Here is a 12834-nt window from a genome sequence, read left to right on the forward strand (position 1 = left end):
TGTCTGCGCCCGCCACCACGACCGGCCTCACCGGGTCCGGTCGTGGTGGCATGCGACGCGACGTCATCGCCGCACTCGCGATCACCACCACCGTCAGCTACGGCGTCCTGTACTACGCCTTCAGCGCCCTACTCGAGCCAATGCGCCAGGACCTGCGGATCTCCCCCACCACCGCGACCGGCGCCCTCACCCTCGCCTCACTCATCAGCGCCGTCCTGGCCGTACCCATCGGCCGCCAGCTCGACAACCGCGGCGGCCACGGGATCATGAGCCTTGGCTCGGTCATCGCGTGCGTCGCAGTTCTCGCCTGGTCACAGGCCCAGAACACGATCCAGCTGTACGCCGCCTTTGTTGCCATCGGCATCGCTTCGGCCATGGTGCTCTACCCACCCGCGTTCGCCGTCGTCGTTGCAGTCACCGCACCACAACGCCGTACCGCCGCACTTCTCGCCATCACCCTCGTGGCAGGATTCGCCAGCTCGATCTTCATCCCACTGACCGGGCAACTCGTCCACGCCCTCGGCTGGCGGCGAGCCCTCCTCGTCCTGGCCGCCGTACTCGCCGTCATGACCATCCCCCTGCATGTCCTCGCCCTGCGCCGCACCCGACCAAGCACCGCGCGCCGCGAAGCCCGCCAGGCATCACCGACCCGTGTTCTTCGCGACGCCGGGTTCTGGTTGCTCGCGGTCGCGTTCGTGCTCCACAGCGCCGCGCTCGCGATCATCGGCGTACACCTCGTCACCTACCTGACGAAACTGGGGCACTCCCCCACCACCGCCGCGACCCTCGCCGGTCTGCTCGGTCTGCTCTCCGTCACCGGCCGGATCACTGTCAGCGTCCTCCGCCGATGGTTGCCGATGACATCGATCAGCGCTGCGGTCATCACGGTCCAGGGCGTCGCGCTGGCCGTCCTACCGGCCGCCGGCCACAGCACCACCGGCGCCGCCGGCTGCCTGATCGCGTTCGGCCTCGGGTTCGGCGTCGCGTCGATCGCGAAACCGGCGATCATTCTCGACCGGTACGGCGACCAGGGCTACGCGACCATCGCCGGCCTTCTCGGTACGCCGACAATGCTCGCATCTGCAACCGCTCCACTGGCCGCCGCAGCCCTGGCCACCACCCTCGGCTACACCCCGCTCATCCTGAGCGCCGCCACCGCCTGCACTCTCGCAGGCCTCACCCTCGCCGCCACCCGCTTCCTGCCCCCGCGCTTCACGCCGGTCTCGCCTCGCCGGTCGCGTTCTTGCGCGCCCTAGGCTTACGGGGTTTGGTGCCGTTGCCGTTGCCGTTGCCCGCCGGCTCGGGGTCGGCCGCGAACGGGACGAACGGCATGGTCAGCGGGAGAGCTGCCAGCCGCATCAGGAGCAGGACGTTGTCGTCACCGGCGGTCTTGTTGAGGCGGAGGCGCCCACAGTTGGTGCACCGGTGGATGAGGACCCAGCGACCCTCACCGCGGACCGTGACCGCGATCGGCTCCATGCCGCCGGCACAGTCAGCCTTGCGATCACCCGGCACGTTGCGGTCGAGATGACGCGACCACAAGCAACTCGGGCAATGATTGCGATGGGTAGTTCCAGGGGCGTCGAGGGAAACCTCTACGCCGCAATGTTCACAGCTGAACGAACGTGCGAATGCCAAACCGAAGAACCTTTCAGAGCAAAGCTGCAGGACAGAGCAGACATACGCTTCCCTCCTCCCGGTCCGCACCGGCTGATCCGGCGCACGTCCCACAGCAGACCAGCCCACCTCCACCACCGTCAAACAATTAACCTGGGTTGACCTTGACGCAGGGTCAACCCTGCAGGCTGATCGTCATGACAGTTCAAGCGGCCGCCGGGCCGACGATTCGGGTGCAGGGTCTGGAGAAGGCGTACGGGAAGAAGGCCGTACTGCGTGGCGTGGAGTTCGACGTCGCGCGGGGCAGCATCTTCGCGCTGCTCGGCTCCAACGGAGCGGGCAAGACCACGACGATCAGGATCCTTTCCACGCTCCTCAAGGCGGATGCGGGCACGGCCGCCGTCAACGGTTTCGACGTCGCCACGCAGCCGGCCGACGTACGGGAATCGATCAGCCTGACCGGGCAGTTCGCCGCCGTCGACGAGATCCTCAGCGGCCGGGAGAACCTCGTACTTGTTGCCAAACTGCGGCACGTCAAGGATCCCGGCGCGGTCGCCGACGACCTGCTCGAACGCTTCTCGCTGACGGAGGCGGCCGCCCAGAGAACAGCGACGTACTCGGGTGGAATGCGCCGCCGTCTGGACATCGCGATGAGTCTGATCGGGAACTCGCCGGTCATCTTCCTGGACGAGCCCACCGCGGGCCTCGATCCCGAGGCGCGGATCGAGGTGTGGCAGACGGTGAAGGAGCTCGCCGGCCACGGTACGACGGTGCTGCTCACCACGCAGTACCTGGAAGAAGCCGAACAACTCGCCGACCGGATCGCGATCCTGCACCAGGGCCGGATCATCGTGAACGGCACCCTCACCGAGCTCAAGCAGCTCCTCCCGCCCGCCAAGGTCGAGTACGTCGAGAAGCAGCCGACCCTCGAGGACGTGTTCCTCGCAATCACCAAGGACCGCGCATGACTACCCACTTCTTCAGCGACACCGGCGCACTGACCGGACGCAGCCTGCGCCACGTCACCCGCAGCATGGACACGATCATCACCACGGTCCTCACGCCGATCGCGATGATGGTGATGTTCGTGTACGTCTTCGGCGGCGCGATCGACACCGGGTCGGAGGCGTACGTCAACTACATGCTGCCCGGCATCCTGCTCATCACGGTCGCGTCCGGCGTCGCGTACACGGCCTTCCGGATCTTCATGGACATGAAGAGCGGGATCTTCGAGCGGTTCCAGTCGATGCCGATCGCACGGTCGGGCGTGCTGTGGGCGCACGTCCTCACCTCGCTGGTCGCCAACCTGATCTCGCTGGTGATCGTCTCGGGTGTCGCGCTGATCATGGGGTTCCGCTCAAGTGCGGGCGTACTGGATTGGTTTGCTGTCGCAGGAATCCTGTTCCTGTTCACACTGGCCCTGACGTGGATCGCTGTGATCCCGGGACTCTCGGCCGCGACAGTCGAGGGCGCTGGCGCGTTCGCGTACCCGCTCATCTTCCTGCCGTTCGTCAGCTCGGCGTTCGTGCCCACGCAGACCATGCCTGGTCCGGTGCGCTGGTTCGCCGAGAACCAGCCGGTGACCTCCATCGTCGACACGATCCGCAACCTGTTCGCCCAGCAACCGGTCGGAGACGACATCTGGACAGCGCTGGCGTGGTGCGTCGGCATCCTCGTCGTCGCCTACGTCTTCGCAGTGGCTGCCTACCGCCGGAAGATCGCCTGAGGCAGGCTGGGACTCATGCTCACGATCAGCCAGCTGGCGGCGCACGCCGGGGTGACGGTGCGAGCGGTGCGGCACTATCACAAGATCGGGCTGCTGCCGGAGCCCGAACGCGACCACTCCGGGTACCGGGCGTACGACGCCGGCGCGGTCGTGCGACTGATCCGGATCCATACGCTGGCGGATGCCGGCGTACCGCTCGCACGGGTGCAGGAACTCCTCGACGCCGCCCCGGGCGACTTCACCGACGGCGTCGAGAAGATCGACAAGCAGCTGCGCACCGAGATCCGACGGCTGCAGAACACCCGCAAACGCCTCGCCAAACTCGCTGCCGGCGAGCACCTCGCGCTTCCACCCAGCGTGGTGGACTACCTCGACCGGCTCCGCGAGCTCGGCATGGACGAGCGGTACGTCGATCTCGAGCGCGACGCCTGGATCATGATCGCCGCACAGGTCCCGCACCTGGTCGACGACGTCATCGTCGAGAAAATCGAAGCGCTGCAGCACCCCGAGATGGTGAAGCTCTACCGCATCGTGAACGAATCGCTCGACTGGACCGACGACAACCCGCGGATCGTCGAGATCGTCGACATCCTGGAGAGCCTGATGGTCGCCGCAGTACACGCCGGCGCCACCGGCAGCTACGGCCTCGACGACGACCTGGTCCGCCTGATGGACTCGGCCATGCTCGAAGCCGCCCCTGGCGCCGAGCGGATCCTGGCGCTCCTGGAGGAACGCGGCTGGAAAGGCTGGACCCGCATCGAGCGAGTGCCCCTGGACCGGCTCTGACCGGTCAGGTGTTCCGGCCGATCAGATCCGGAGCCGCTGGAGCGTCGGAGCGACCGATCTCGCCCCGCTCGGCGGCCGAGATCAACCCGAGCTCGTGCAGGATCGCCGCGGACCGGCGCCAGCAGTCGCGCGCGGTACCGGCCGAACCGAGATCGGCCTGCGTACGGCCGAGACCCCACCAGATCTCGGCGTCGAGGAGCGTCTGGGTCGCTTCGGACCGGCGGCTGGCCGCGTGCGCGCGCTCGAAGTGGGCGAGCGCCTCCGCGGGCCGGCCAGCCAGCCGGGTCGCCTCGGCCAGGTTGCAGAGAATGTTCGCCAGCCAGTTCATCTCGTCCAGCGACTCGGCGATCGCCAAGGCCTCGGTGTGCGCGGCGACCTCGTCCGCGGGCCGGTTCGCGTGCCGGTAGGTCAGGCCGAGGCTGGTCAGGGAGTCGGCGAGTGCGGTGGGCCGGTCGTTGCGCCGGTTGAGCTCGATCGCCGCTCGCGAGTGGGCGATCGACTCGTCATGGCGCCCCAGCAGGCGGTACGCCGATGCCATCGCGGCGAGCTGTACCGCTTCGCCTGGCTCGTTGCCGATCTCCCGGTACGCCGACAGTGCCTGCGACAGGTGCTCGATCGCGAAGCTGTGGTCTCCCCAGCGCAGCAGCGCGGCGCCGATGTTCTCGTGGCCGACCGCTGTGTGGAACGGCTCGGTGGCCGCGGACAGCACCAGTTGGCCGAGCCGGAGTCTGTCGCGATGCCGGCCGCGCAGGGTCAGGCCGAGGCCGACCGCAGAGCCGATCGCGGCCGCCAGCCCGGGCACTAGTTCGGCGGCCTGGCGGACGATCGCGGACAGATTGTCGCCCTCGGAATCGAGCCACGCGTAGACCTCGTCGCGATCGCGCAGTTCGATCCCAACACCCTGGAGGGTTGCGGGCCCGGCCTCGGTCCGCCAGGCGGCGTCGGCGTTCAGCAGTCGGCACGCGGTCCGCGAGGTGGCCAGATAGCAGTGCAGAGCCCGTCGTACGGCGGCTGCGCGGCTGGCGTCGTCGTCCGCTGCAACGGCGCGGTCACGGCCGAACAACCGGAGCAGGTCGTGCGCGCGGTACCGCCCAGGCGCGTGGCTCTCGAGTAACTGCATGTCGACCAGGCTCTCGAGCAGTTCCTCGGCGGCACTGGTGCTGGTGTCCGCCAACGCGGCGACAACCGGAATGCCGACGTCGGCAGCGTCCAGCAGGTTGATCTGCCGGAAGAGCCGCCGTTGCCGATCGTCGAGCTCCTGATAGCTGACCTGGAAACTCGCCCGCACGCCGCGGTCCTCGGTCTGCAACTCACTCAACCGCCGACACCCGTGGTCGGTGGTTGCGAGCCGGTCGGCCAACGTCGGCAGGGTCCACGACGGGCGGGAGGTCAGCCGGGACGCAGCGATCGAAACCGCCAGCGGCAAAGCGCCACAGAGCCGTACGACGTCGGCCGCGGCCCGTCGCTGCTCCGGGTCCGCCAGGTCCACCCGACCGACCAGGCGGGCCAGCAACGCGATCGCATCTTCCTCGGGCAGCACCTCGAGCGGTTCATGGACGGCGCCGGGCAGCGCCGCCAGGATCCGTCTGCTGGTGACGATGGTGCGGCAGCCCTGACCGGCCGGGATCAGCGGTTCGACCTGACCGACGTCCAGCGCGTTGTCCAGGACCACCAGCAGCCGCAGGTCGTTTGTCATCGACCGGAACCGGGCGGCCGCCTCATCGGTCTCCGCCGGGACGGTCCCGCCGGCGGCCCCAAGCGAACGCAGGAACCGCCCGAGCACCTCGGCGGGTTCCAACGGCGCCACGTCGGGAGTCGATCCGCGCAGATCGACGTACAGCTGACCGTCGGGGAACGCATCGGCGAGCAGATGCCCGACATGCACCGCGAGCTCGGACTTACCGACGCCACCGGGTCCGGCGAGGGCCGCGATCGGTGCCGGACGCGGCCGCGCGGACGCCAGCAGATCGCGGAGCCTACGGATCGCGGCTTCCCGCCCGGTGAACGTCGGCACACCGAGCGGCAGTTCCGCCGGTACGACGGTCTCCTGGACAGCCTGTGTCTCGTCCGGCGCCGCACCGGCCAGCACCGCGTGCTCGAGTTCGCGGAGTTCCCGGCCAGGCTCGATGCCGAGCTCCTCAACCAGCAGGCGGCGGCCGTCCCGGTAGCACTCGAGTGCCTCCGCCGGCCGGCCGGATCGCCACAATGCCGTCATCAGCAATGCCCGCAGGTGTTCGCGCAACGGTTGCTCGGCGACCAGAGCGCTCAGCTCCGCTATCGCCTGGCGGTACCTCCCGAGCGCGAACTCGACGTCGTACAACTGCTCGGCGATCGTCAGCCGCAGTTCGGCCAGCCGTTGGGCACTGGCGCTCAGTGCTCGGGTCGACAGGTCGCGCAACGCCGTACCACGCCAGAGCGCGAGGGCGGCGCGCAACCGGTCGGCCGCGTCCTCGAGATCGCCGGCAGCCTGCGCCTCGGCCTGCAACCGCTCGGCCTCTGCCAGGTCGATCCGAACCTCCTGGTCGTTCAGTCGGTAGCCGTGCTGTGTCGTCTCGATGAGTTCGCGTTCGCACCCGGCGTCGGCGAGCGCGCGCCGCAGCGTGGACACCTGGATGGACAGTTGCGTGCGCGCCGACGCCGGCGGACTGTCGTCCCACACCGCGTCGATGAGCTCGTCCGCCGACACCGCCCGGCCGGCCTCCATCAGCAGGGCGGCCAGCACCTGATGGGCTCGCTGACCCCCCAGGCTCGCCGGCCTGCCCCCAACGACCACCTCGACCGGGCCCAGCACCCGGATCTCCACCCCGTCCCCGACCATCACTTCAGGTTAGGCGACGATCGGGTCCTCCCCCGGGTGCCGGGCTCAGGCCCTCAGCAGGGCGAGACTCCGTCGATCACGTTGTTGTATCCGCTGTAGCGCCCCAGATCCGGCTCCCGGTGCGGTGCGACGCTGGTGAACTTGACGTGCCATGCGCCGCTCTTGAAGTTGTAGAACTTCGCCCGCGTGCCCTTCGTCTGGAAGTTCAGGTACGACGTGAGGCGATCGTTCCACGCCGGCTTCAGCTTGCCGAGGTCGGTGAAATGGCAGTAGTACAGGGTGACCTTGTCGTGGTCGTAGTAGTCGCCCGCCCACAAGCAGAGCCGCCCGCTCGTGCAAGTGCGGTCCCCCTCTGCCGCGGTGCCCGGTACGGACAGGGTGACCTTCGCACTCCCGTCGTCGGTCATGATCTCGTTGAAGCCGACCTGGTGCGCCGCAATCTTCATCTGCGCCAGCCGCGCGTCGATCGTGCGCTGCAACTCCTGTGCCTGCGTGGTGCTGAGGCCCGCGCTGCGAGCCTGTGTTGCGAACCGGGTCTCCTGCGGAACTGTTTGCTCGTTGGGTGTTGCGGCGTTCGCCATCAGGGCGCCGCTCGCCGATACCGCCAGCGCGGTCAGCCCCACCCAGAGCCGTGCCATCGTGCGTGAACGCATTTCTCTTGTCCCCTCGAGTTAGTTGATGCGCCATCCGAAGAAGCGCTTGCACTTGTCCGGATCGACCTTGCGATGCGAACTGATGCTGTTGCTCCAATTGCCTGCTTCGGCCTTACCGTCGCCGTACATCTTCAGCTTCGTCACGTAGTGACCGGGGCGGACGCAGAACCGGTCGCCCTTGTCGCTGTACGCCGTACGCGTGTAGAACTCCATGGTCACGTTGCTGTGATTGATCAGCGAGCCGGCCTGGTTGTCGAAATCCTTGATCTGACCCTCGCCGTCGCCGTAGTCACGGTCCTTGGTGGAATCGTCCTTGGCGTCGTGAGCACCTCCGCAGTTCGGCGCTTTGTACAGATAGATGTGCTTGTCGCTGCTCGGCAAACTGTTGACCGTCGCGTGGCAGTCGTTCCCGCGCGCTTTCTCGGCCCCCGTCTTGACAGCAGGTCCGGCCTTCGGCGCCATCGCGGCCGCACTGACACCACCCACCATCAGCACGGCAGTCGCCGCCGAGGTCAGCACAAGTCGCGTACCCATCACACTCCCCTTCCTGGATGGTTGATTCCAGGACACTAGGAGCAGTCGCTATATGTCGGTTATCCCCGCGCGATAACGCGCGGATAACCGACATACCTACCGTCGCCGGTATGAAACCTTCGGATCTGGTCAAAGGACTCGTGGTCGCCGCGACGACCTGCGCACTGGTGTACGGCGGCGGCGCGCAAGCCACCGGCGCGGAGGACGGCGACGACGCCCCCGACGCACCCGCCGTGTTTGTGGACAACGACCCGAACGGCACGGCCCAGGACGTCCCGGCGGAATACCAGCAATACCGCATCCGCGACTACCTGGTGAACCTGATCGAGGGCGCGGGGAAGGGCTCGGACATCACCATCGCGTCGTATCGGTTCGACGACCAGAAGGTCGCGAATGCCCTAGTGAAGAAGATCGAGGACGATGACGTGAAGGTTCGGGTGATCGTCGACGCGGAGCACGCCGGCAAGAAGCCGTACAAGTACGTCGAGAAAGCTGTGGACGGCCGGACCTCGTGGATCAAGAACTGCGGCGACCTCGGTAAGTCCGACGGCAACAAGCACACGTCGTGCATCGGCGACCACATCATGCACAACAAGTTCTACCTGTTCAGCAAGACCCGCGGTCAGTCGAACGTGGTCGTGCAGACGAGCTCGAACCTCAGCGACCATTCCGGCCCGAAGATGTGGAACACCGCGTTCACCGCGATGGGCGACGACGGGAAGTGGCTGTACGACAAGTACCAGGAGTACTTCTTCGATCTCAGCACCGAGGAGAAGCGCGCCGACCAGTACCAGCACTTCATCGACGAGCACGGGCCGGTGTCGAACGCGAAGTACAAGATGTATGTCTCGCCGCGCAAGGAGTCGAGCAGCAACGTCACCTTCGCGAACATCCTGAAGAGCGTGAAATGCGACGGGAACACGTCAGGCGGCACCAACGACAAGGAGCACCGGACCATCGTCCGGGTCGCCGCGGCCCAGATCGCGAAGGGCGGTGGCGCCGCCGTCGCCGCCGAGCTGTGGCGGCTGGACAACGAGGGTTGCTACGTCGACGTCGTAGGCACGGACGTCAGTCAGGCGAAGGACGGGCCGCTCCGCGGCGGTCTGCTCCGCGCTCCGACCGGCAAGTTCCACGGGCCGGAGGTCCGCGAGTTCAGCAAGAACCAGTGCGGAACCCACGAGAAGAACATCCTGATCGACGGCAACTACGCCGGGAACGGGGATCAGAAGGTCGTCTTCACCGGTAGCCACAACCTCAACCGCAAGTCGCCCTGGCACAACGACGACGTGATACTGCGCATCACCGACGCGGACGTGCACGAGAAGTTCAAGGACCACTTCTTCAAGATCCGTGCCGCCGCCGCGGTCACGTGGCAGACGAGCAAGTTCGACACGTACGACCCGGACGATCTGAAATTCAACTGCTAGGAGTTCAGCCTGGCCCCGGCGTGAAGCGCCAGGCCGTCCGAGGCGGCGATGTCGGCGCGGAACCAGCCCGATGAGTCGACGGTGTACGTCGGACCGGTGCAGCTGCCCGACGAGTAGTCGCCGTGGAAGACGTCGCAGTACACGCCGGCCGGAAGCTGGGTGTGGAAGCTCCGGCCGGTCAGCGCCGAACTCTCGTCGTTGAGGACGAGGTAACCCTTGTCGCCACGCCCGAACGCGATCGCGTCGTTCCCGTTGTCCCACCACTCGGTCACGGCGGTCCCTCGTACGGCGTTGTGGAAGCCGACCATGTTGGCGATCACCCGCCACTCGTGCTCGCACCGCCAGCGGTTGCTGAAGCAGGTCGTGTCGACCGTCTGCCCGCTACTGTTCGACGGCGGTCCCTCGTCGTTCGACGAGTACTCGTAGCTCGACATAACCTTCGGCGTCCCGTACGTCCAGGCCAGCATGAACGCGTTCGCCATCGCATAGCGGCCGTTGTCGCGGAACGTCAGTACGCCGCTGCCGCGCTGGGTGTCGTGGTTGTCGGTGAACACCACGGCACGATCCGACGCCAACGGCTCCGCGAACGTTTTCAGGTAGGCGAGGCGCTCGGTGTTGAAGATCTTCGCGAGATCCTTCCCGTACCGGAACTCCAGCACATCGCCGTTCCCGACGTACTCGTCCGGGGTGATCGGCTCGCCGGCGCCGTAGATGACCTCCTGGTACAGGTACGCCGGACGCGACAAGCGGGACTTGATCGCGGCGATGTCCTCGGCCGGCATGTGCTTGGAGGCATCCAGCCGGAACCCGTCGACCCCGGTCGACAGCAGATCGTTCAGGTACGTCGCGATCCGGCCGCGCACGTAGTCGGTGCCGGTCGCGAGATCGGCCAGGTCGACGAGCTCACAGTTCTGCACCTCGTACCGGTCGCCGTAGTTGACGATGTCGTCGTTCCCGTTGCGCCCGCAATGATGGAAGTCCTGTGTCTGATACGTGCCCGGGTAGTCGTAATGCGTGTACGACGATCCCGCGCTGCCGGTGCCGCCCGACGAGCCACCGGTCATGTGGTTGATCACGGCATCGACGTACACCTTGACACCGGCCGCGTGGCAACTGTTGACCATGGCAACGAACTGACTGCGCGTTCCGCGGCGGGTGCTGTCGATCTTGTAGCTCACCGGCTGGTAGTCCTGCCACCACGGATACCCCGACCCCGGCAGCACGACATGCTCCTGCGGAGGCGAGACCTGCACCGCGCCGTACCCCTTCGGGCCGAGCACCTGACCGCACTCCCGCCCGACCGACGTCCAGTTCCATTCGAACAGCTGGACGATGACGTCCCGGTCCCCCACCGGCGCTGCCTGCGCGCTCGCCCCGCTCAATCCGGCCATCGACAGACCCAGCAACAGGACCAGCAATTTGCGCATCATCGGACTCCCTCGGGGCGGCGGGTACCTCATCAAACCACGCAGGCCGGTGGCTCCGAGGGGGTCCCGTGTCGCAGAGTCGGCGAAAACGGCGCATACTTGAGGTCTGATGCTGCCCTATCGCGCGACGACGCGTCGTCACCTGTCCACCAGTCCTTTCAAGGCCCAGGTTTCTGACTCGCTCAAGAGTTACGAAGTCGGTGAGCGGGTCTCTCACGACAGGGAGGGGCTCGGCCGCGTCCATTCAGTCGAAGCTGATGGCACGGTCATCATCGACTTCGGGGCCGGACGGCTCCTGCGAGTCGTCGCCCCCTTCTCCAAACTCCATTCCCTCGGCCAGGCCGACGCCGAGGCCTGATCCGCTCACGCTGCGCAGCGGGTGTTGTGCGGCGGTACCGTCAGCGACGCCAGGTAGTCGGCGACGTGACGGTTGACGCAGTCGTTGCGACCGACTGCGGTATGGCCCTGACCCTCCCAAGTCAGTAACTCCGCGTTACCCAGGATCGCGGCCATCGCGACGGCCCCGCCGTACGGCGTTGCGGGGTCGTGGCGAGTGCCCACGACGATGATCGGGTGCGCCGTGGCGGCGACGGGCGGCTGCAGGGTGTGACGGGTCGGCTGCCAGAACGCGCACCCGAACAGCTGCCACGATCCCCAGACCCCGAACAGCGGGAACTCCTTGGCGAACCGGGCTCCGGCCGCCCTGATCTCACCCTCGCTGGGCCCGGGTGCGCTGTCATTGCAGTTGATGACCAGCAGGGCGTCCTCCGAGTCCCCGCCGCGACCGGCGTCGGCCAGCTCCCGCAGGGTGCCCGAGTCGCCGTCCGCAGCCTCCCGCAGTCCGTCGGCAAGATCAGGCCAGCGCGCATCGTCGTACAGGGAGGCCACCACAGCATCGACGACATCGACGCCGTACGTCGGTACGTCGTCCGCCGGCCGCCTGCTCGGGATGGGCGACTCCTGCGCCTTGCGGACGAGCTCGCCAACGAACTTGCGCACATCGCGGAACCGGTCACAACTGTCCTGTGTCGCGCACCAGGCCGTGAACTGATCGAACGCACTCTCGAAGCCGGCGATCTGGCGTTCGACGGTCTCGATCCAGGTCGTGCCGGGGGCGGTCGGGGCGTCGAGGACGGCGGCGCGGACCTTGTCCGGGTAGAGGCGGGCGTACTCGGCCCCAAGTTTGGCGCCGTACGACCAGCCCAGGTAGGTCAGCGTCGACTGGCCCAAAGCTGCCCGAATGCGATCGATGTCGACAGCCGTCGCCGTCGTACTGAACAAGGCCGCCTTGGATCCCAGCGCCGCCGCGCACTCGTTCGTGATCCCACGCATCAGGCCGGCAGCACGGGCATATCCCGCGTCGGTCAGCAGGTCGGGGAACGTCGGCGTACCGGTATCGGCGTGCTCACACCGGATGGGCTGCGTGCGCCCGACCCCGCGCGGATCGAACCCCACCAGATCGAACCGGTCTAGTACGGATTCCGGCAGCAGACCGGCCGCAACAACCGCGTAGTCCACACCGGACTGCCCAGGCCCACCGGCAATCAGCAACAACGGATCCTTGGTCGCCGCCCCGCCCGACCGATGAACCCGAATGACCTGCACCCCAACCGTCCCCGCCTCCTTATGAGCAGGGTCAAGCTCAACCTCCACAGCCCCACACCGCAGCTCAAACCGATCCGCAGGAAGACTCCCCCCGCCCACGCCGGCACCAGCCGAGCAGTCCCCCCACTCGATCCCCGCCGACTCCCCCACCGACGAACACGAGCCCAGTCCCACCCCAGCCACCAAAACCGCGACCACACCCACCCGCCCCACACCCCCAGTAAGCACCCACCCCAAACCC

Annotated in this window: 12 protein-coding genes; 6 read left to right on the top strand and 6 right to left on the bottom strand. The window is 67.2% G+C overall.

Annotated elements, in window-relative coordinates; genetic code table 11:
• Nucleotides 1–50: 50 nt before the first annotated feature.
• Nucleotides 51–1256: an MFS transporter gene (locus EV649_RS24590; protein WP_130386283.1), complete on the top strand. Its 1206-nt coding sequence runs from the start codon at nt 51–53 to the stop codon at nt 1254–1256.
• On the opposite strand, the gene EV649_RS24595 is transcribed toward EV649_RS24590, so the two are convergent.
• The gene (locus EV649_RS24595) at nt 1213–1755 is read right to left on the bottom strand and encodes an RNHCP domain-containing protein (RefSeq protein WP_347233154.1); all 543 of its coding nucleotides are present in this window, start codon (nt 1753–1755) and stop codon (nt 1213–1215) included. The two genes, EV649_RS24590 and EV649_RS24595, sit on opposite strands and share 44 nt — an antisense overlap.
• Before the next feature lie 59 nt (nt 1756–1814).
• Between EV649_RS24595 and EV649_RS24600 the strand changes: the two genes are divergently transcribed.
• Genes EV649_RS24600 through EV649_RS24610 form a run of 3 tightly spaced genes read left to right on the top strand, consistent with a single transcriptional unit; the run spans nt 1815 to nt 4129 of the window.
• Nucleotides 1815–2585: an ATP-binding cassette domain-containing protein gene (locus EV649_RS24600; protein WP_130385909.1), complete on the top strand. Its 771-nt coding sequence runs from the start codon at nt 1815–1817 to the stop codon at nt 2583–2585.
• Nucleotides 2582–3343: an ABC transporter permease gene (locus EV649_RS24605; RefSeq protein ID WP_130385910.1), complete on the top strand. Its 762-nt coding sequence runs from the start codon at nt 2582–2584 to the stop codon at nt 3341–3343. Before EV649_RS24600 ends, EV649_RS24605 begins: the two co-directional genes overlap by 4 nt.
• 15 nt (nt 3344–3358) lie before the next feature.
• Nucleotides 3359–4129 (top strand): MerR family transcriptional regulator, encoded by a 771-nt coding sequence (locus EV649_RS24610; RefSeq protein WP_130385911.1) that lies wholly within the window; start codon nt 3359–3361, stop codon nt 4127–4129.
• 4 nt (nt 4130–4133) lie between these two features.
• Here the strand turns inward: EV649_RS24610 and EV649_RS24615 are convergent, their stop codons facing one another.
• The 3 genes from EV649_RS24615 to EV649_RS24625 are packed head-to-tail and all read right to left on the bottom strand — an operon-like array spanning nt 4134 to nt 8134.
• The gene (locus EV649_RS24615; RefSeq protein ID WP_130385912.1) at nt 4134–6947 is read right to left on the bottom strand and encodes a BTAD domain-containing putative transcriptional regulator; all 2814 of its coding nucleotides are present in this window, start codon (nt 6945–6947) and stop codon (nt 4134–4136) included.
• Between the two features lie 53 nt (nt 6948–7000).
• Entirely contained in the window at nt 7001–7600 is a 600-nt protein-coding gene (locus tag EV649_RS24620; protein WP_130385913.1) for a hypothetical protein, read from the bottom strand.
• An 18-nt stretch (nt 7601–7618) separates the two neighbouring features.
• Nucleotides 7619–8134 (bottom strand): hypothetical protein, encoded by a 516-nt coding sequence (locus EV649_RS24625; protein WP_130385914.1) that lies wholly within the window; start codon nt 8132–8134, stop codon nt 7619–7621.
• Between the two features lie 110 nt (nt 8135–8244).
• Between EV649_RS24625 and EV649_RS24630 the strand changes: the two genes are divergently transcribed.
• Entirely contained in the window at nt 8245–9561 is a 1317-nt protein-coding gene (locus EV649_RS24630) for a phospholipase D-like domain-containing protein (RefSeq protein WP_198682656.1), read from the top strand.
• Here EV649_RS24630 and EV649_RS24635 read toward each other — a convergent pair.
• Complete coding sequence (locus EV649_RS24635) at nt 9558–10991, bottom strand: alpha-amylase family protein (protein ID WP_130385916.1); 1434 nt, start codon at nt 10989–10991, stop codon at nt 9558–9560. The genes EV649_RS24630 and EV649_RS24635 overlap by 4 nt on opposite strands.
• Nucleotides 10992–11097: 106 nt before the next feature.
• Here EV649_RS24635 and EV649_RS24640 point away from each other — a divergent pair, with 106 nt between their 5' ends.
• Nucleotides 11098–11346 carry a hypothetical protein gene (locus EV649_RS24640; protein ID WP_130385917.1) on the top strand — a complete coding sequence of 83 codons (249 nt, stop codon included), beginning with the start codon at nt 11098–11100 and terminating at the stop codon, nt 11344–11346.
• A gap of 5 nt (nt 11347–11351) precedes the next feature.
• On the opposite strand, the gene EV649_RS24645 is transcribed toward EV649_RS24640, so the two are convergent.
• Nucleotides 11352–12593 (bottom strand): alpha/beta hydrolase, encoded by a 1242-nt coding sequence (locus EV649_RS24645; RefSeq protein WP_157996297.1) that lies wholly within the window; start codon nt 12591–12593, stop codon nt 11352–11354.
• Between the last annotated feature and the right edge of the window lie 241 nt (nt 12594–12834).

The sequence above is a fragment of the Kribbella sp. VKM Ac-2569 genome, from assembly GCF_004216905.1.
Lineage (GTDB): Bacteria > Actinomycetota > Actinomycetes > Propionibacteriales > Kribbellaceae > Kribbella.

Bases quoted from the DNA above. Each gene is read 5' to 3' on its own strand.
- EV649_RS24625 (WP_130385914.1), bottom strand. From the start codon at position 8,134: ATGGGTACGCGACTTGTGCTGACCTCGGCGGCGACTGCCGTGCTGATG.
- EV649_RS24605 (WP_130385910.1), top strand. From the start codon at position 2,582: ATGACTACCCACTTCTTCAGCGACACCGGCGCACTGACCGGACGCAGC.
- EV649_RS24620 (WP_130385913.1), bottom strand. From the start codon at position 7,600: ATGCGTTCACGCACGATGGCACGGCTCTGGGTGGGGCTGACCGCGCTG.
- EV649_RS24630 (WP_198682656.1), top strand. From the start codon at position 8,245: ATGAAACCTTCGGATCTGGTCAAAGGACTCGTGGTCGCCGCGACGACC.
- EV649_RS24590 (WP_130386283.1), top strand. From the start codon at position 51: ATGCGACGCGACGTCATCGCCGCACTCGCGATCACCACCACCGTCAGC.
- EV649_RS24600 (WP_130385909.1), top strand. From the start codon at position 1,815: ATGACAGTTCAAGCGGCCGCCGGGCCGACGATTCGGGTGCAGGGTCTG.
- EV649_RS24615 (WP_130385912.1), bottom strand. From the start codon at position 6,947: ATGGTCGGGGACGGGGTGGAGATCCGGGTGCTGGGCCCGGTCGAGGTG.
- EV649_RS24635 (WP_130385916.1), bottom strand. From the start codon at position 10,991: ATGATGCGCAAATTGCTGGTCCTGTTGCTGGGTCTGTCGATGGCCGGA.
- EV649_RS24640 (WP_130385917.1), top strand. From the start codon at position 11,098: ATGCTGCCCTATCGCGCGACGACGCGTCGTCACCTGTCCACCAGTCCT.
- EV649_RS24610 (WP_130385911.1), top strand. From the start codon at position 3,359: ATGCTCACGATCAGCCAGCTGGCGGCGCACGCCGGGGTGACGGTGCGA.